At 68.5% G+C, this 17,931-nt stretch carries 16 protein-coding genes; 4 read left to right on the top strand and 12 right to left on the bottom strand.

Annotated features, from left to right (window positions below; genetic code table 11):
- The first annotated feature begins 228 nt into the window (after positions 1 to 228).
- Positions 229 to 1,257, top strand: a complete 1,029-nt coding sequence (locus Amac_RS13615) for a methyltransferase (protein ID WP_155354736.1) — start codon at positions 229 to 231, stop codon at positions 1,255 to 1,257.
- Here the strand turns inward: Amac_RS13615 and Amac_RS13610 are convergent.
- Entirely contained in the window at positions 1,252 to 1,866 is a 615-nt protein-coding gene (locus Amac_RS13610) for a uracil-DNA glycosylase (RefSeq protein WP_281356284.1), read from the bottom strand. The genes Amac_RS13615 and Amac_RS13610 overlap by 6 nt on opposite strands.
- Before the next feature lie 225 nt (positions 1,867 to 2,091).
- Between Amac_RS13610 and Amac_RS13605 the strand changes: the two genes are divergently transcribed.
- Positions 2,092 to 3,291: a cytochrome P450 family protein gene (locus Amac_RS13605; protein ID WP_246268302.1), complete on the top strand. Its 1,200-nt coding sequence runs from the start codon at positions 2,092 to 2,094 to the stop codon at positions 3,289 to 3,291.
- On the opposite strand, the gene Amac_RS13600 is transcribed toward Amac_RS13605, so the two are convergent.
- The 9 genes from Amac_RS13600 to mfd form a co-directional block, all read right to left on the bottom strand.
- Positions 3,272 to 4,243: an HAAS signaling domain-containing protein gene (locus Amac_RS13600; protein ID WP_373869817.1), complete on the bottom strand. Its 972-nt coding sequence runs from the start codon at positions 4,241 to 4,243 to the stop codon at positions 3,272 to 3,274. The genes Amac_RS13605 and Amac_RS13600 overlap by 20 nt on opposite strands.
- Positions 4,243 to 4,569 (bottom strand): PadR family transcriptional regulator, encoded by a 327-nt coding sequence (locus tag Amac_RS13595; protein ID WP_155354733.1) that lies wholly within the window; start codon positions 4,567 to 4,569, stop codon positions 4,243 to 4,245. Before Amac_RS13595 ends, Amac_RS13600 begins: the two co-directional genes overlap by 1 nt.
- 69 nt (positions 4,570 to 4,638) lie before the next feature.
- Positions 4,639 to 5,619 carry a Ppx/GppA phosphatase family protein gene (locus tag Amac_RS13590; RefSeq protein WP_155354732.1) on the bottom strand — a complete coding sequence of 327 codons (981 nt, stop codon included), beginning with the start codon at positions 5,617 to 5,619 and terminating at the stop codon, positions 4,639 to 4,641.
- Positions 5,620 to 5,635: 16 nt separating this feature from the next.
- Positions 5,636 to 6,130, bottom strand: a complete 495-nt coding sequence (locus Amac_RS13585) for a DUF501 domain-containing protein (RefSeq protein ID WP_155354731.1) — start codon at positions 6,128 to 6,130, stop codon at positions 5,636 to 5,638.
- Positions 6,131 to 6,354: 224 nt separating this feature from the next.
- A complete protein-coding gene (locus Amac_RS13580) occupies positions 6,355 to 6,759 on the bottom strand; it encodes an FtsB family cell division protein (RefSeq protein ID WP_155354730.1) in 405 nt (134 codons plus the stop codon).
- 65 nt (positions 6,760 to 6,824) lie between these two features.
- Positions 6,825 to 8,102 carry a phosphopyruvate hydratase gene (eno, locus tag Amac_RS13575; RefSeq protein ID WP_155354729.1) on the bottom strand — a complete coding sequence of 426 codons (1,278 nt, stop codon included), beginning with the start codon at positions 8,100 to 8,102 and terminating at the stop codon, positions 6,825 to 6,827.
- Positions 8,103 to 8,153: 51 nt separating this feature from the next.
- Positions 8,154 to 9,047 carry a nucleoside triphosphate pyrophosphohydrolase gene (locus Amac_RS13570; RefSeq protein WP_307729725.1) on the bottom strand — a complete coding sequence of 298 codons (894 nt, stop codon included), beginning with the start codon at positions 9,045 to 9,047 and terminating at the stop codon, positions 8,154 to 8,156.
- A gap of 269 nt (positions 9,048 to 9,316) precedes the next feature.
- Positions 9,317 to 9,940 carry a SurA N-terminal domain-containing protein gene (locus Amac_RS13565; protein ID WP_155354727.1) on the bottom strand — a complete coding sequence of 208 codons (624 nt, stop codon included), beginning with the start codon at positions 9,938 to 9,940 and terminating at the stop codon, positions 9,317 to 9,319.
- 281 nt (positions 9,941 to 10,221) lie between these two features.
- Positions 10,222 to 13,725, bottom strand: a complete 3,504-nt coding sequence (gene mfd, locus Amac_RS13560; protein WP_155354726.1) for a transcription-repair coupling factor — start codon at positions 13,723 to 13,725, stop codon at positions 10,222 to 10,224.
- Between the two features lie 209 nt (positions 13,726 to 13,934).
- Here mfd and Amac_RS13555 point away from each other — a divergent pair, with 209 nt between their 5' ends.
- Positions 13,935 to 14,654: a class I SAM-dependent methyltransferase gene (locus tag Amac_RS13555; protein ID WP_155354725.1), complete on the top strand. Its 720-nt coding sequence runs from the start codon at positions 13,935 to 13,937 to the stop codon at positions 14,652 to 14,654.
- On the opposite strand, the gene Amac_RS13550 is transcribed toward Amac_RS13555, so the two are convergent.
- Entirely contained in the window at positions 14,647 to 15,831 is a 1,185-nt protein-coding gene (locus Amac_RS13550; RefSeq protein ID WP_155354724.1) for a TolB-like translocation protein, read from the bottom strand. The two genes, Amac_RS13555 and Amac_RS13550, sit on opposite strands and share 8 nt — an antisense overlap.
- Positions 15,828 to 16,331: a SigE family RNA polymerase sigma factor gene (locus Amac_RS13545; protein ID WP_155354723.1), complete on the bottom strand. Its 504-nt coding sequence runs from the start codon at positions 16,329 to 16,331 to the stop codon at positions 15,828 to 15,830. The genes Amac_RS13550 and Amac_RS13545 overlap by 4 nt, the downstream gene beginning before the upstream one ends.
- An 83-nt stretch (positions 16,332 to 16,414) precedes the next feature.
- Here Amac_RS13545 and cysC point away from each other — a divergent pair, with 83 nt between their 5' ends.
- Entirely contained in the window at positions 16,415 to 17,632 is a 1,218-nt protein-coding gene (gene cysC, locus Amac_RS13540) for an adenylyl-sulfate kinase (RefSeq protein WP_155354722.1), read from the top strand.
- Positions 17,633 to 17,931: the final 299 nt, after the last annotated feature.

Here is a 17,931-nt window from a genome sequence, read left to right as displayed (position 1 = left end):
ATTTCCGGAAAGGCAACGTTGGCCTGGAGTTTCCTGGGGGAAGATCGACTGATATTTCGCGACGTGATGGACTTCACACTTGTGAAGCGCTTCACAAGCTCACCGCCGGCTCGACCGTGCAGGACCGCCAGCTCGACCGTGCAGGATGCCGGCTCGGTTTCGACTGGATAGGTTCGGCGTGTCCGACTCGATGCGCGGGAGGTGCATCGCAAGCAAAGGGAGGCTGAGGTGACGGAGCAAGAACAGGCGTGGGGCGGGCCGCTATGGGCGGCGGCCGACCTGATCACGCCGATGGCGGTGCGGGTGGCGGCGACGCTGCGGGTCGCGGACGCGATCACCGCGGGAGTGACCTCGGGGCCGGAGCTCGCCGCCCGTCTCTCGGTAGCGGCCGATCCGCTCGTCCGAGTGCTGGATCATCTCGTCACCGCTGGATTTCTGCGACGCGACGAGGACGGGACCTACGCGTTAACCGATACGGGGCAGTGGCTGCGCGACGATCACCCGGAGGGTATTCGGGCGTGGATCGATCTGGAGGGCGCCGTCGGGCATGCCGACATGTCGGTGGTGGAGCTGTTGCACACGGTTCGCACCGGTGAGCCCGCCTTTCCCCGGCATTTCGGGCGCGGGTTCTGGGAGGATCTCGCCGAGCATCCCGACAGATCCGCGTCCTTCGACGCGTTGATGGGCCGCCAGCTGACCGGCGAGGCGCCATTGGTCGCGGCCGCGTACGACTGGTCCGCCCTGGGCGAAGTCGTCGATGTGGGCGGCGGCAACGGGTCGCTGCTGATCGCCTTGCTGCGCGCCCATCCCACCCTGCGCGGAACCGTGCTGGACCTCGCATCGCCGGCCGCCACCGCCGCCCGGGCCTTGGCGGCGGCCGGTCTCGCCGATCGCGGCCGTACCCAGACCGGGAGCTTTTTCGAGCCGCTCCCGCCCGGCGCGGGCGGCTACATCCTCTCCAGGGTGATCCACGACTGGGACGATGACGACGTGCGCCGCATTCTCCGGAATTGCGCGCACGCCGCACGCCCCAACGGCAAGGTCCTCGTCATCGAGGACACCGGCCCCGAGGACGGCGAATCCGTCAGCACCGAGATGGACCTGCGCATGCTCGCCTACGTTCTCGGCCGGGAACGGAGCCTCGACAGGCTCACCGCCCTCGCCCACGAAGCCGGTCTCGCTCTCGGCACGGTCACTCCCAGCCGGTTCCGTTCCATCATCGAGTTCCTGCCGGAGAGCATCCCGAATACGCTATGAGCTCAGTTCGAGGGCTCTCTTGAAGATCGTTTCTAGCATCTCGGCCGTGACGCGGCCGGTGAACGTGTTCTGCTGGCTCGGGTGGTAGCAACCGAGCAGCACCGCATCCCCGACCGGGACCTCGACTCCATGCCCGAACGGCGGACGGCGAGGCGGCAACGCGTACCCAGCGGAACGCAGCGCGGGCCAGATCGCCTGCCACGCGAACCCCCCGAGCGCGACGATCACCTTCGGCCGGGTGAACCCGAGCTCCCGCAGCAGCCACGGCGCGCACGCGTCCCGCTCCTGCGGCGTCGGCTTGTTCGCCGGCGGCGCGCAGCGCACCGTCGCCACCACCCGGGCGCCGATCAGCCGCTGCCCGTCCCCGGCGTGCGTGCTCGTCTCCTGTACGGCCAGCCCAACCCGATACAACGCCCGGAACAACCAGTCCCCACTCCGATCCCCGGTAAATATCCGCCCCGTGCGATTCCCCCCATGCGCCGCCGGAGCAAGCCCGACAATCAACACCCGAGGGTCGTCATCCCCCCACCCGGCGACCGGCCGCCCCCAATACGTCTCCTCCGCGAACGCCCGCCGCTTGACCTCCGCGACCTCCTCCCGCCACGCCACCAACCGAGGGCAAGCCCGACAAACCGACTCCCGAGCCATCAATTCCCGCAGCGTACGGCTCCCGCTCGCGAGCTCCACCACCTCCGCCGCATCCCGCGCGACCGGCGTATCCGCCGAAGCGGGATCGTCGGGCCAACCGGTCCCCGGAGGTACACAACTCATACAACCCAGCCTCCCACGCGATCATGTGATCCATTCCGGGAGGAGTTGGGTAGGAATGGCGGCGTGGCTATCCCCCCGATGTTCGGACCCGCGTTCGACGCCGATCCGTACCCCGCCTATGACTGGCTCCGGCGTAACGCGCCGGTGACTCGGGTGCCGTTGCCGGGCTGTGAGGCGTGGCTGGTGACCCGCTATGAGGACGCGGCTGTCGCGCTGAGCCATCCGGCGCTGGCCAAGGATCCGGAGCGGGGGTCGCCGGAGTGGCGGGCCGCGAGTCTGGGGCTGCCGCTGGATCACCGGCCGTCGCTGGCGCGGCACATGATCAACGCCGACCAGCCCGATCATCCCCGGTTACGGCGGCTGGTGAGCGCCGCGTTCACGCCGCGGCGGATCGCGGGGCTGCGGGAGCGCACCCAGGAGGTGACGGACGCGCTGCTGGCCGCGATGGCGGGCAAGGACGAGGTGGATCTCATCACCGATCTCGCGTATCCGCTGCCGATCGCGATCATCTGCGATCTGCTGGGGGTGCCGGAGGCGGATCGGGCCACGTTCCACCACCACGCCTCGGTGATCGACTCCGCGGCCGCCTCGGCTGTCGAGGAGATCACCAAGGCCACCGACGCGCTGGAATTGTTCCTGGCCGACCTGGTCGCGGGCAAACGTACCCATCCCGGCGACGACCTGCTGACCGAGCTGGTGCGGCGGCCGGACATCACGCCCGACGAGCTGACCTCGACCGCGTTCCTGCTGCTGATCGCCGGGCACGAGACCACGGTCGCGCTGATCGGCAACGGGCTGCTCGCGCTGTTCCGGCATCCGGAGCAGCTGGCCGCCGTCCGGGCCGACCCGGATCTGCTGCCGGACGTCATCGACGAGATGCTCCGCTACGACGGCCCGGTACGGAACGCGACCTGGCGTTTCCCCATCGAACCCGTGGTCATCGGCGGCCAGGAGATACTCCCGGGCGAGCCGATCCTGATCTCCCTGCTGGCCGCCAACCGCGACCCGGACGCCTTCCCCGACCCGGACGCGTTCACGCCGGGCCGGATCGGCGTACCGCATCTGGCGTTCGGGCGGGGGCCGCACTATTGCATCGGCGCGGCCCTGGCCAAGATCGAGGGCGAGGTGGCCATCGGCAGCCTGCTCAGGCGTTACCCCGATCTCGCGCTGGCCACCGACCCTGACCAGCTCACCTGGTGGCCGAGCGCGATCATGCGAGGGCTGTTCTCGTTGCCGGTCCGCCTCAACGAGCCGAAGGCGTAGGGGTCGGGCTGTCCTCACTGGGCGTGGGCGTCACAGTGTCAGTGGGTGCCGGAGTGGGCGTCGCGCATGGGGTCGATTCCGGTGCGGGCACCGGCGATATGCCCCTCTTCAGGTCCCATGCGGCGACGTAAGGATCACGCCGCAGCGGCAGCGGGTATTCGTTGAGAGGCGTCGGTCCCTCCTGACAACGCTGATCTATCACGTATCCGTTGATTTCCGGATTTAAGGTGATCGGTCTGCCGTCCTGGTCGAAGAGGCGCACATCCTGGAGCGGGGTTCCATCCTTCGCGTACGGGTAGATGTTGTACACCTCGCTCCCGCCCATCCCGACCTGGACCACAGGCGCGTACGAGGTGAACTCGCTCTGGCCGTTCCAATCGGCGACGGCCACCATGCCGCCCACGAACAGGAACCCGGCGAACACGTTGACGGCGACCAGCAACGTACGCCCCCATCCGCCCTGCCGCGCACGCCGCCCGATCCATACCGACAGCCAGATGGCGGCCAGCGTGAACAGCCACGCGCCGATGCTCTCCGGCACGAACTGCGTCGTCCCTGTCGAGATCGAAACCAGCAGCAGCCCGAGCGCGTAACCGCGCAGCACCCACCAAGCGGGGCGTAAGTCCGGCATGAAACCCGCTAGCTGCCGGTAGGGCGGGAACCGCGACGCCCTCGTGTGCGCCCGCGCCACCGTCCCGGCCGCCCAGGACCCCACCCGGGCGCGCACACCCGGCCGCACCTGGACCAGATCCTCGGGCCTGCCCCCGTAGGCGGCCCGCAACTCCGCCGCGTACGCCTCCGGCGACCCGAGCCGTTCCTCCAGCGGTACGTCGGACTCGGCCGCCACCTCCGCCAGGTGATCGTCCAGATCCTCGACGAGCTCCTCCAGATCCGCCGCCGGGAGGTCGGCGAGCGCGTCCCGTACGGCCTGCGCATACTCGTTCGGATTCATCACGCGTGCACCTCCTTGAGCAGATCGTTCATGGTCCCGGCGAAAGCCGTCCACGTGGCCGCGGACTCGGTCAACTGGGTCCGCCCCACGCTGTTGAGCCCGTAATACTTCCGATGCGGCCCTTCATCCGAGGCCACCACATACGACGTGAGCGCCCCCGCCTTGAAGAGGCGGCGAAGCGTGCCATAGACGGACGCGTCCCCCACGTCCTCCAACCCTGCCTCACGCAACCGCCGGACCACGTCGTAGCCGTAGCTGTCGCGCTCATGAAGGACCGCCAGCACGGCCACGTCAAGCACACCCTTGAGAAGCTGACTGCTATCCACGCAACGCACAGTACTGCGCAATGCGCACTAGCAGCAAGTGGCTTGTTCGCAACCCTCGGCCCAAGCGGGTTATGCGATGGACCAGGCGATTCCGTCGAGGATGTCGTGTTCGCTGACGACCACGTCAGCGAAGCCGTAGTGGCGCATGATCTGGTCGAGAATGGTGGCGCCGGTGCTGATGACGTCCACCCGGCCGGGATGCATGACGGGGATGGCGGCGCGCTGCTCGTGGGTCATCTGGGGAAGCCGGGAGGCGATCTCGTGGACCTGGGCGGCGGGAATGCGGGAGTGGTGGATCTTCTCGGGGTCGTATTCGGGGAGGTCCAGGGCGATTCCGGCGACGGTGGTGACGGAACCCGCCAGGCCGATCAAGGTCTTGGCGGTGCGGATGGGGACGACTTGTTCCACCTGGGCCAGCGCCGCTTCGACGTCGCGGATGACTCCGGCCACGTCCAGGCCGTTGGGACCGGTGTGACGTTCGGTGAGGCGCACACAGCCGATATCCACGGAGAGCGCCGCGTCCACGGACGTATTGCCGAGGACGAATTCGGTGGAACCGCCGCCGATGTCCACGACCAGGTAGGGGGGTTCGATGCCGGAGATCGATCGGGTGGCGCCGGTGAAGGAGAGTTCGGCCTCCTCGTGGCCGGTGATGACCTCGGGGTCCACGCCGAAGATCTCGCGTACGCCCGCGACGAATTCGTCGCGGTTGGTGGCATCCCGGGTGGCCGAGGTGGCGACCACCCGAACCGGCATGAGGTCGGCGCACTGCAGGCCCGTCGTCGCCACTCCGGCGCTCGGGACGAACAACCCGACCGGGCCGGCCAGGTGCGGAGTCGCATGCCGCCGGATCAACCGGCGATATTCGCACATCGCGTCGAACGTCCGCCGCAGGGCGTCAGGCGCGAGCATTCCGGTGCGATCGACGCCCTGACCCAGGCGGACGATCTCCATGCGCCGTTCCAGGTCGGTCTGGGTCTCGCCCTTGATGTCCGTGATCAGCAGGCGAACCGAGTTCGTCCCGCAGTCGATGGCCGCCACACGACTCATGTATGCCTCCGAGGGTTCAGTCCGCGCAGCAAGGCCCATCAGACCACCAGTCGGGGAGCAAGTCCAAAGCCTCCCGCCCGAACGGGTTGATCCCGGGCACCGCCAGTTCGTGACCGACCAGGGCATGCAAACACTTCACCCGGTCAGGCATACCCCCGGCCGACTGCATATCCCGCGGCAACGGCGCAAGCCCATCCTCAGCCGCCGCCTTGTCCCGCCGAGCCACATAATCCTCATGCGCGGCCCGATAGGCGGCCGCCAGCTCGGGATCCTCCAGCCGGGCCGTCATCTCCCGCATCAACCCGGACGCCTCCAGCGTCCCGATGGCCGACGCCGCCTTCGGACAGGTCAGGTAGAACAAGGTCGGAAACGGCGACCCATCGGGCAACCGGGGCGAGGTCTCCACCACATCCGGCAGCCCGCACGGACACCGGTGCGCGACCGCCCGAACGCCTCGGGGTGGCCGCCCCAACTGCCGCTCGACCGCGGCCAGGTCACCTTGATCAACCATCGTTTCCCCTCGCTAAAGAACACCTCCGGCGGCGCGCCCACCGACGCCGGAGCCTCTGCCGCGCCTGACCGATCTCCGGTCAGAATGCCGCAGCCTCTGCCGAGCGCCTGCTCGATTTCCGGTCCTGCCGCAGCCTCTCTTGGCGCCGGTGCGGCGAGGACCACCACCTGCGTGAACGGCGCCGGATAACGGCGAGCAAGCCGCACTCACGAACAACCGGAGCGTCAATCCCGGGTTGCCGTGATCTTCTTGCCTTCGCCCCTGTCGGCCGCCTCGACGGACTCCCAGAGCGCCACATACCAGGGTGCCTTGCCCTCGGCCTGCTTCCCGGCCTTCGCCTGCGTCTTCCCGGTGTCGTTCAGCACGCCGTAACACTTGGCGCCAGGTTCGCAGAAGTGCAGCTTCTCCTTGGCCTGACGCTTCACGTAATCCGGATCCTCAAGGCGTTTGCGCTGCTCTTCCAGTTTCCTGAGGTCGCCGAGTGCTTTGGCCTGCTGCTGCTCCAACTGGGCGATCTGCCGCCGCTGCGCGATGAACTCGCGCACCGGATAGGCCAGGCTCATCGCGATCGCGCACACGACAACCGCGAGGATCGCCGCCCTTCCGGTCAGCTGTGGACGCTTGGCCATCACACTCCCAAAGCCGGTTCAGTACGGCTTGCGCCTCTCGATAGGCGCAAGCCGTACCGCAAAACCTAGCCGCGGAAGCGCGGGAACGCCGCGCGACCCGCGTAACGGGCGGCGTCGTCGAGGAGTTCTTCGATCCGGAGCAGCTGGTTGTACTTGGCGACGCGGTCCGAGCGGGCGGGCGCGCCGGTCTTGATCTGGCCGCAGTTGACGGCGACCGCGAGGTCGGCGATCGTCACGTCCTCGGTCTCGCCGGAGCGGTGGCTCATCATGCAGCGGTAGCCGCTGCGGTGGGCCAGCTCGACCGCGTCCAGCGTCTCGGTCAGGGTGCCGATCTGGTTGACCTTGACGAGCAGGGCGTTGGCGGTGCCCTCCTTGATGCCGCGGGCCAGCCGCTCGGGGTTGGTGACGAACAGGTCGTCGCCGACCAGCTGCACGCGCGAGCCGAGCGAGACGGTCATCGCGTTCCAGCCGTCCCAGTCCGACTCGTCCAGCGGGTCCTCGATCGAGACCAGCGGGTAGTTGTTGACCAGGTCCTCGTAGAAGGCGATCAGCTCGGCCGAGCTGAGGCCTTTGCCGTCGATGGTGTAGACGCCGTCCTTGTGGAACTCGGAGGCGGCCACGTCCAGGGCGAGCGCGATGTCCTCGCCGGGACGGTAGCCGGCCTTCTCGATGGCGACCAGGATCAGGTCGAGCGCGTCCCGGTTGCTGGGCAGGCTGGGGGCGAAACCGCCCTCGTCGCCGAGGCCGGTGGCGTAGCCCTTCTCCTTGAGCACGGACTTGAGCGCGTGGTAGGTCTCGGCGCCGATCCGGACGGCCTCGGAGAACGTCTCGGCGCCGATCGGCGCGATCATGAACTCCTGGATGTCCACGTTGGAGTCGGCATGGGCGCCGCCGTTGAGAATGTTCATCATCGGGACCGGCAGCAGGTGGGCGTTGGGGCCGCCGAGGTAGCGGAACAGCTGCAGGTCGGCGCTGGCGGCGGCGGCCTTCGCCACGGCCAGGGAGACACCGAGAATGGCGTTGGCGCCCAGCTTGGACTTGTTGTCGGTGCCGTCCAAGTCGATCATCGTCTGGTCGATGATGCGCTGGTCTTCTGCGTCCATGTCGAGGATCACGTCTTGGATCTCGTCGGTGACCGCGAGCACCGCCCGCTCGACGCCTTTACCGTTGTAGCGGGAACCGCCGTCACGCAGCTCGACCGCTTCGAACTTGCCCGTCGACGCGCCGCTGGGCACCGCGGCCCGGCCGGTGCTGCCGTCTTCCAGCAGGACTTCGACCTCGACGGTGGGGTTACCGCGTGAATCGAGGATCTCGCGTGCGTGTACGGCCTCGATGGCAGCCACGAAGCACTCCTTGAAATCGAAGGACAGTTTGCTAGGAGAGCCTACCGAGACCTAGTCCTCGGTACGGGCATCTAGTCCATCAGTCGAGACGACATGAGCCTTGTACGCCCTTGCGACGGCCCGCAGTTCCGCCTCCGGATCGAGACCGGCCGCCTGGGCCTCCCGGACGAGCGCGAACAACCGCTTTCCCAGATCCGACCCTTCCGGGGTGAACTCGGCATGATCTCCGCCCCGGCGTAGCAGCTGCGCGACCAGCGACAAGGCGGGCTGCCCCATCGGCACCCCGTCCAGCGGCGACGACTCCCCCTTCGCGGCCCGCTCCGCCTTCTTGATCGCCTCCCAGTTGGCGTTGACCTCGTCCGCGTCGGCGACCTCCACGTCGGCGAACACATGCGGATGCCGCCGGACGAGTTTGTCCACGATCCCCCCGGCGACATCGTCGATGTCGAACCCGTCCGCCCGCTCCTGCGCGACCCGCGCATGAAAAACCACCTGAAACAGCAGATCCCCGAGTTCCTCACGCAGCGCCGCGTAATCCCCCGCTTCGATCGTCTCCAGCACCTCGTAGGCTTCCTCCAGCAGGTACGGCACCAGCGACTCGTGCGTCTGCTTCCCGTCCCACGGACACTCCCGCCGCAACCGATCCATCACCGCGACCATGTCCAGCAGCCGCGCCCCCGGAAGGTCATACGACCCCGGCACAAGCTCAATCTCCGGCGGCTCCGCCAACGCCAACGCCGCCTGCCCAACCGCCCGCAGAAAACTCTCATCCCCATCCTGCGCGGCCAGCCACACCAGGGTGCCCTCACAACTCTCGGCCGCGATCCCCACCGGATCCGCCCGAACCTCCACCTCAACCCCTTCGAGGTAGGGCAACACAGGATGCTCAGCCGACCCGGTGAGCACCCGCCCCGACCGAAGCACCTCCCAGGCACGCTCACTCAACAACCCAGGAGCAACCCGAGGCGAGCTGGTAACAATGATCAGCGGCATGCCTTCACCCTACGACCACCAACCGCCAGAACTTACGCCGGTTCTCCCACCCACCCAGCCCGTTTGTTTCCCCACGGGCTCCGCCCGCCCCCGCCGTTGCGCTGCCGAAGGCCCGGCAAATATGCCCAGGGCCACGGGAGCCGTGGAAGCCCCGGAACAAACTGGTGGGTGGGAGTGCCACGGCAATCGACTCGACCACCCAGAACGCTGACGTTGTTAGGTCAGCCTGCGGGTGGGGCTTCGCCCTGGGGGGCGGTTGGGGCGGCTGGGGTGATGGTGCCGAAGCGGTTGCTGGGGACCCAGCCCTGGGCTGGGTCGAAAGTGCCGTAGCGGGGGTTGAACTTGACGGGGACCTTTTCGGCTTCTACGGCGAGTTTTTGCTGGCCGGCGGTGGTGGCGGCTTCGTCGGTGCCGCCGCCCAGTTGGGCGATCATTTTCTGGGCGCCGATGGAGGCGCGGAGCCAGTCGCGGACGGACGAGGGGGGGACGCCGCGGGTGAGGAGGGCTTGGTCGACCGAGGCCTTGCCGCCCTGCTGGGTGATGAAATTATCAATTTCGCCTTCGCTGATGACCACGCCGTTGGCGACAGCGACCTGGGTGAACTGGTTGATGTTGGCCAGTTGCAGCAGGACCGCCTGCGGGACGGATCCGGGCAGCTGAACCTGCTCGGCGGGGATCTTGGCGGCGGTCAGGGCGGACTGGAACTCGCGCACTCCGCTGTCCAGCTGTTCGCTGCTGATGCGCTGGTCACCGACGGTGGCGGCGGCTCCGACCTGGATCGGCCCGCACGCGGTCAGGGTCGCGGCGGCGACCACCATGGCCAGCAGAACACGCTGTACTTTCACGACTGAATCCTCCGGCAACCCTAGCTAGGCGAAGCCACCCTACCAACGGCAGCGCCTGGTCCGACCTCGCCCGTGTGCCAAGACCCAACCCGAACAAAGTCGACATCACCCACCCGCCTAGGTTTCATGGCCTCGATCAGGTCGCCGCACTATTTGAGAAGGTCCAGATCGCGCAACGGGCACCACCCGCCTGGATCCGCAGGGTTCAAGGACCATGGCCTAAATCAGATCGCCAGCGCCATTTGAGGAGATCCAGATCGCGCAACGGCTGGCCGCCGATATCAACGAGCGCCACCCGCCTGGGTTCGCATGGGTTCGAGGAACATGGCCTCGATCAGGTCGCCGCACCATTTGAGAAGGTCCAGATCGCGCAACGGCTGGCCGCCAATGGGCTTGGTCTTCGGCACGGGTACCAGCATGGTTTCGGTGGCCTGCTTGACCAGCGCCTTCGGGTAGAGCCGCTGGAGCCGTACCTGCTGGGAGTCCTTGAACACCACCGGCGCGAACTTGATGTTGGTCCCCATCAGCTGCACATCGGTCAGCCCGGCTTTACGCGCCCGAATACGGAAACGCGCAACTTCAAGAAGGTTGTCCACCTCGACCGGAAGGCGACCGTACCGGTCGGTGAGTTCGTCGCGGACGGCGGTGATGTCATCTTCGGCGGCGATGGCGGCGATGCGCTTGTACGCCTCCAGGCGGAGACGTTCGCTGGTGACATAACCATGGGGAATGTGGGCATTGATGGGCAGTTCGACCTTGATGTCCAGCTGTTCGGTGACGGTCTCGCCGGAGAGTTTCTGCTTCTGCTCCTGGACGGCTTCGGCCATCATCCGGACGTACAAGTCAAAGCCCACGCCCTGGATGTGCCCGGACTGCTCTGCGCCGAGGATGTTGCCCGCGCCGCGAATCTCCAGGTCCTTCATCGCCACATACATGCCCGCCCCCATCTCGGTGTGCTGGGCGATGGTGGCGAGCCGCTCGTGCGCGGTCTCGGTAAGCGGGTTCTCCGGCGGATAGAGGAAATAGGCGTAACCACGTTCCCGCCCACGCCCGACCCGCCCGCGCAGCTGGTGCAACTGGCTGAGGCCGTAGTTGTCGGCCCGGTCCACGATCAGCGTGTTCGCGTTGGGCACGTCGAGCCCGGATTCCACGATCGTGGTGGACACGAGCACGTCGTACTCCCGCTCCCAGAATCCGACCATGATGCGTTCCAGCTGCTGCTCGTTCATCTGCCCGTGCGCGACCGCGATCCGCGCCTCGGGCACGAGCTCGTGCAGCCGCGCGGCCACCTTGTCGATGCTGCGCACCCGGTTGTGCACGAAGAACACCTGCCCGTCGCGCATCAGCTCGCGCCGCACCGCCGCCGCGATCTGCTTCTCGTCGTACGGCCCGACGAACGTCAGGATCGGATGCCGCTCCTCCGGCGGGGTCAGGATGGTCGACATCTCCCGGATGCCGGTCAACCCCATCTCCAGCGTGCGCGGAATCGGCGTGGCCGACATGGCCAGCACGTCCACCTGGGTGCGCAGGTGCTTCATCTGCTCCTTGTGCTCGACCCCGAACCGCTGCTCCTCGTCCACGATGATCAGCCCGAGATCCTTGAACCTGACCTCGGGCGAAAACAGCCGATGGGTGCCGATCACGACATCCACCCCGCCGGATTTGAGCCCTTCCAGGGTCTCCTTCACCTCGGCGTCGGTCTGAAACCGGGAGACCGGTTTGACCATCACAGGGAAGCTGGCGAACCGTTCCCCGAACGTGGACAGGTGCTGCTGGACCAGCAGCGTGGTCGGCACGAGCACGGCGACCTGCTTGCCATCCTGGACCGCCTTGAAAGCCGCCCGCACCGCGATCTCGGTCTTGCCGTAGCCGACGTCGCCGCAGATCAGCCGGTCCATCGGGATCGGGCGTTCCATGTCCCGCTTGACCTCGTCGATGGCCTCCAGCTGGTCGCCGGTCTCCGCGTAGGGGAAGGCGTCCTCCATCTCGCGCTGCCAGGGCGAGTCGGGCGCGAACGGATGTCCGGGCGAGGCCATCCGGGCCGAGTAGAGCCGGATCAGCTCACCCGCGATCTCCTTGACCGCCTTCTTGGCCCGCGTCTTGGCCTTGGCCCAGTCGGCGCCGCCCATCCGGTTGAGTGTCGGGGATTCGCCGCCGACATAGCGGGTGACCTCATCGAGCTGGTCGGTGGGGACGTAGAGGCGGTCACCCTTCGCGTACTCGATGACGAGGTATTCGCGGGTCGCGCCCTGGACGGTGCGCTGGACCATCTCGATGTAGCGGCCGACGCCGTGCTGCTCGTGCACGACATGGTCGCCGATCTTGAGCTGGAGTGGGTCGACCATGTTCCTGCGCCGCGATGGCAGGCGGCGCATGTCCTTGGTGGACGCCTTCTGGCCGACCAGGTCCAGGTGGGTGACGACGGCGAGCGCGTCGGTGACGAAGCCGTGCTCCAGCCGTCCGGTGGTCACGTGGACGACGTCACGCCCGGGCGGCGCGGGGATCGAAGGCACCAGCTTGGCGGCCACGTCCACGCCCTTGAGCAGCTCCACCATGCGCTCGGCCGGACCGTGCCCCTCGCTGAGCAGCACGACCGCGCGCCCCGCCCCGAGCCAGCCCTTGATGTCACCCAGCGCCCGCTGGGTATCCCCCCGGTACGCCTCGACGTCGTGCGCCGCCAGGTCCACCCCTTCGCCGAACGGCGCGATGCTCCACCACGGCTGCCCCAGCTCACCGGCGTGCTCGCGCACCTCCTCCAGCGTACGGAACGCCGCCGCGTCCAGATCGATCGGCGCCTCCCCGCCCGCGGCCGCCGTGATCCACGACGCCTCCAGAAACTCCTGGCTGGTACGGACGAGCTCCACCGCCCTGCTGCGAATCCGCTCCGGATCGCAGACGAACACGGCCGACCGCGCCCCCAAGTGATCGACCAGCAGATCCATGCCCCCGGCCAGCACGGGCGCGAACGCCTCCATGCCCTCCACCGGCATGCCCTCGGCCAGCTGATCCAGGATCTCCTTCAACGCCGGATGCTCGTCGGCCAGCTCCTGGGCCCGCTCCCGTACCTCGGCCGTGAGCAGCAACTCCCGGCAGGGCGCGGCGAACAGCCCGTCCTGGGCCACTTCCAGCGACCGCTGGTCGGCGACCTTGAACCAGCGGATCTCCTCCACCGTGTCGCCCCAGAACTCCAGCCGCAGCGGGTGCTCCTCGGTGGGCGGGAACACGTCCAGCAGGCCGCCGCGGACGGCCACCTCGCCGCGCTTCTCCACCATGTCGACCCGGTGGTAGCCGTTCTCGACCAGCTGGGCGACCACGTCGTCGAGTTCGGCGTCGTCGCCCGCGCGAAGCCGTACGGGCTGGAGGTCGCCGAGCCCGGCCACGATGGGCTGCAGCACCGCGCGGACCGGGGCCACCACGACCCGCAGCGGCCCCGCGGAATGGTCGCCCGCGACCGGATGGGCGAGGCGGCGCAGCACGGCCAGGCGCTGGCCGACGGTGTCGCTGCGCGGGGAGAGGCGCTCGTGCGGCAGGGTCTCCCAGGCGGGGAAGACCGCGACCGAGGTGTCCGGCAGCAGGCTGGTCAGGGCGGCGGCCAGGTCCTCGGCCTCGCGGCCGGTGGCGGTGATGGCGAGCACCGGGCGGGAGCGGGCCAGCGCGGCGACCGCGAACGGCCGCAGCGCGGCGGGCGCGATGAGATCGGTGCCCACCTGGTCGGTCAGGGCCTCGGCCAGTCGCGGATCGGCGGCGACCACGTCGAGCAGGCCGGAAAGTGCAGCGTTGGACATCGGCATCGTAGTTTCGGACATCGCCTGTAGGCCCCCACTTGAGTCCACCGCCGCGCCGCCGGAAACCGTTCCAGGGCAGCACGAACATCCCGGAACCTGTTTGGGACCGGGGGTATAGTCCCAAGGCTACTTCCCCCGGCGAGGGCGTCGCGGGCGAGTCGGGTCCGAATCTCCAACGATCACGTAGTCGATTGACTACCCTTCGTGACATGTCTGACGTGCGATTGACCACTGCGGGGGGCGTCTTCAGCCAGCGGATCCGCGAGCAGTGGAACGAGCAGCTGGGCCGCCGGATCGACATCCTGGCCGCGGGCTGCGGCCGGGGCGCCCCGCTGGAGCTGGAGCAGATCGACGCGCGGGTGACCGGCGTGGACGAGGACCGCCCGGCCCTGCGGGCCGCCACCGTGGCCAGGCCCGACCTGGATTCGTGGTCGCTGGGCGATCTGCGCTCGGTGCCGCTGATGCCCCGCTCGTACGACGTGGTCTGCGTGGAGTTCCTGCTCGAACGCATCCCGCACGCGGAGCTGGTGCTGGACCGGATGGTCAACGGGCTGCGCCCGGGCGGGCTGCTGCTGATCCGGATGCGGGACCGGAAGTCGGCTTACGGGTTCCTCGACCGGAAGGTCCCGTTCCGGGGGCTGCTGTGGCGGTGGCTGGCGCCCAAGGACGCGATCGGGCCGCTGCCGGCGATCTACGAGCCGGTGACGTCGCGGGAGGGCGTGCATTCCTACTGCATGATGCGCGGGCTGATGATCGCCGAGGATCACGCGCTGATCAGCGGCCTGGTCAGGCTCGGGCCGCACGGCGGGCTCGTGGCCGGGGTGTGCCGGACGGTCAGCCGCCTTCTGGGCGGCCGGCTGGCCCCCGACCACGATGAGATCGCCTTGGTCGTACGGAAACCTCAGCACCATTTCGCCAGGCTCATCTGAGCGTGAACCTCGGCTGCCAGGCGTCCGGATCGTTGGTGTTCTCGCGGTAGCCGGACAGCTGGACGACCTCCTTGCCGTCCAGGCTGACCAGGACCAGTGCGGCGTTGAACTCGAACTCGCAGGAGCCCGCGCAGCCGAGCGCGATGAGATGCTCGTCGTCGGCCCAGGCGACCAGCTGGAGCATCGGCTGGACGCCGACGATCTTTCCGGTGGCCAGTTCCTTCACGGTGGTCTGCGGGCCGGGTGGCTGACCGTGGTCGGCGATGAGCTTCCCGTTGGGCGAGACGCCCGCCTGCTCGTTCGCCTTCACCAGGTCGGCGGGAGCGGGTCGAGGATTGCCCTGCAGGTCGTAGAAGACCTGATGCGGGGCGACGGATTGTTCCTCCCAGATCAGCGTGCCGTCCTCGCTCCAGGAGAAGTCACGCCGCGGGGGATCGTAGCTGTTCGTGGGGAACGGCCGGAACGTGATCTGCCCGGTGTTCGCGTCCACGACGGCGAAGCCGGTCCTCGTGCTGGGCAGGGTCTCAAAGCTGGTGCGCTTTTTGTTTAGCCAGCGGGACTCGTTGGGCGGGCCCGAGTAGGTGGTGACCAGGATGCGGGAGCCGTCCGGCGACCAGAACGCCGCCCCCGCCCCCTGCTCGACGTCCACCCAGCGGGTCACCTGCCGGGTGCTCATATCGAACACGCCGACCCTCCTGGCCGGCAGATCGCCCTCCATGACGACGGCGAACCGCATCCCCGGCGCGACGTCCACCCACGACCAGTCGGTCTTCTCGTACTGGCCGGAGTTCGGGTTGTACAGCGACCAGTTCCAGCGGATCATCTCGGTGCCCCGGCCGGTCGGAACCCACCGCAAGGTGGAGTACGCGGAGACGGCCACCCGTCCGGCGGCGATGAGCGTCTTGGGCGGGTTGTTCTCAGTGTCCACCTGAATGTCGGTGGGTGGCTGGCTGGCCGTAGCGGTAGCCGTCGCATCGGTCGCGGGCGTGGGATCCGCACGAAACGCCCCAGGCAGCACGAACGTCGCGGCGATCACGGCAGCCGCCGCCACGACCACCGCCAGCGCGGGCAGCCAGCGCCTGCGCCGGGACAGCGCCCGATCGGCCAGGTCGGCGGGCACCCTGGCCTGCTCCGACCACTCCCGGAGCGTCTCCCTGATCAGGGTCTCCTCGTTCATCGGGTCACCTCCTGCGTGAGCTCGGTGGCCGCGGCGCGGAGCCGGGCCAGCGAGCGGTGCGCCGTGCTCCGGACGGTGCCCACGGAACAGCCCATGATCCGTGCGATCTCGTCCTCCGGCAGGTCCTCGAAGTAACGCAGCACCAGCACCGCCCGCTGCCTGGGGGTCAGCCGGGACAGCGCCTGCCGTAACGCCAGCCGCAGGTCGACCGTGCCGGTCCGATCGGCCGCGATCCGCTCCGGCGGCTCGGCGACGCTCGTCTCGTGCCGTCGCCAGGCCAGCCGCCAGACGCTGACCTGCTGGTGGTACATGATGCGCTTGACGTACGCCTCGGGGTCGTCGATCCGGCCCCAGCGGGGCACCGCCTTGGCGAGCGAAGCCTGCACAAGATCCTCGGCCGCGTGCTGGTCGCCACCGGTGAGCAGGTAGGCCAGACCCATCAGCGCGGGCGACCGCGCGGACACGAATTCGCGGAAACCTCGTTCGTCCGCTGCGTCCACGACCACCTCCTCCTAGAGCTAATGTCAGCCTCTAAGACGCCGTTGGGCGACGCCCGCTATGCCTGAGATCGGAAAAGCGAGAGATGACCGAAGCTACCGAGTGGACTCCCGACTCGCGCGAGCTGGCCGATTTGGAACTGCTGCTGTCCGGCGCGTTCGCGCCGCTGACCGGGTTCCTGGGGGCGGCCGATGTCGCGAGCGTGGCGGAGCGTGGGCAACTCGCGGACGGTACGCCGTGGCCGGATCCGATCACGCTGGCGCTTCCGGATGACCTCGGCGAGCAGGTCACGCTGACCGATCCGGAGGGCGCGGCGCTGGCCGTGCTGCACGTGACCGAGCGGGACGGGCATCACGTCGCCGGGCGGCTGGAAGCGGTGGGAGCTCCCGTCTACGGGCCCTTCGCGCGGCTCCGGCGAACCCCGGCCGAGGTGCGCAAGGACCTGCCCGACGACGTCCTCGCGGTGACCATGCGCGGGCCACTCGACTCGGCCGCCATCGAGGACATCTCGGCCACCGCCGAAGAGCTCGACGCCGCCGTGCTCCTGCTTCCGCTCGTGTACGGCGACGCCGGGCCCGCCGTGGTCCGGGCCGCCCTCAAAGCATCCGCCGAACTGCCCGGCTCGACCGTGGTCGCGGTGCCGCTCGCCCCCCGCGAGGACGCGGTGATCGACCTGGAACTGCGCGAGCACGTGGCCGGGAACTACGGCGCCACCGAGCACTACGCGGGACCGGCCCCGGTCAGCATCCCCGGCCCGCCACACCGCCGCGGGCTCGTGGTGTTCTTCACCGGTCTGTCGGGTTCCGGGAAGTCGACCGTGGCACGCGGGCTGCGCGACGCCCTGCTGGAGCGCGGCGGCCGGACCGTCACCTACCTGGACGGCGACGTGGTCCGGCGCCTGCTGTCGAAGGGCCTGACGTTCTCCCGCGAGGACCGCGACCTGAACATCCGCAGGATCGGGTTCGTGGCCGCCGAGGTGGCCCGCCATGGCGGCCTGGCCATCTGCGCACCGATCGCGCCATACGCGGAGACTCGAGACGAGGTACGCGAGATGGCGGAATCGGTAGGGGCGGACTTCGTACTCGTACACGTCTCAACCCCCCTGGAAGAATGCGAACGCCGCGACCGCAAGGGCCTATACGCCAAGGCCAGAGCCGGACTTATCCCAGAATTCACCGGCATTTCCTCTCCTTACGAGGAGCCCGACGACGCAGACCTCGAACTCGACACCACGGACATGCCGGTCGAACGCGCAGTCACGATGGTGATCAACCACCTGACCACGGGCGGCTGGATCCGCTGATCACGGCGGGGCCACCTTCCGGCTGATGCGAGCCGGGCGGATCCGCTGATCGCAGCCGGGCGACCTCCGTCACGACACCGGCTGCGCGAGCCGGGCGGATCCGCTGATCACGGCCGGGGGCAACCTCCGTCACGACACCGGCTGACGCAAACCGGACGGATCCGCTAATCACTTCGGGCTTCGTCGCGTGGGATTGGTCACGGTGCTCGCTGCCGCTGACCGAAGGGCGGGGCGAAGCCCCCGGAGCGCGTGATCCTGGGGGGCGGGGCGGAGCCCCGGAAACAAAAAGGGTGGGTGGG

This window comes from Acrocarpospora macrocephala (assembly GCF_009687865.1).
Lineage (GTDB): Bacteria > Actinomycetota > Actinomycetes > Streptosporangiales > Streptosporangiaceae > Acrocarpospora > Acrocarpospora macrocephala.
This window is presented reverse-complemented; position numbering and strand designations above follow the sequence as displayed.

What these genes read in the sequence shown, in the direction of transcription:
- Amac_RS13600 (WP_373869817.1), bottom strand. Translation starts at nt 4,243, where the DNA reads ATGAATCCGAACGAGTATGCGCAGGCCGTACGGGACGCGCTCGCCGAC.
- Amac_RS13590 (WP_155354732.1), bottom strand. Translation starts at nt 5,619, where the DNA reads ATGAGTCGTGTGGCGGCCATCGACTGCGGGACGAACTCGGTTCGCCTG.
- Amac_RS13585 (WP_155354731.1), bottom strand. Translation starts at nt 6,130, where the DNA reads ATGGTTGATCAAGGTGACCTGGCCGCGGTCGAGCGGCAGTTGGGGCGG.
- Amac_RS13580 (WP_155354730.1), bottom strand. Translation starts at nt 6,759, where the DNA reads ATGGCCAAGCGTCCACAGCTGACCGGAAGGGCGGCGATCCTCGCGGTT.
- mfd (WP_155354726.1), bottom strand. Translation starts at nt 13,725, where the DNA reads ATGTCCAACGCTGCACTTTCCGGCCTGCTCGACGTGGTCGCCGCCGAT.
- Amac_RS13555 (WP_155354725.1), top strand. Translation starts at nt 13,935, where the DNA reads ATGTCTGACGTGCGATTGACCACTGCGGGGGGCGTCTTCAGCCAGCGG.
- Amac_RS13550 (WP_155354724.1), bottom strand. Translation starts at nt 15,831, where the DNA reads ATGAACGAGGAGACCCTGATCAGGGAGACGCTCCGGGAGTGGTCGGAG.
- cysC (WP_155354722.1), top strand. Translation starts at nt 16,415, where the DNA reads ATGACCGAAGCTACCGAGTGGACTCCCGACTCGCGCGAGCTGGCCGAT.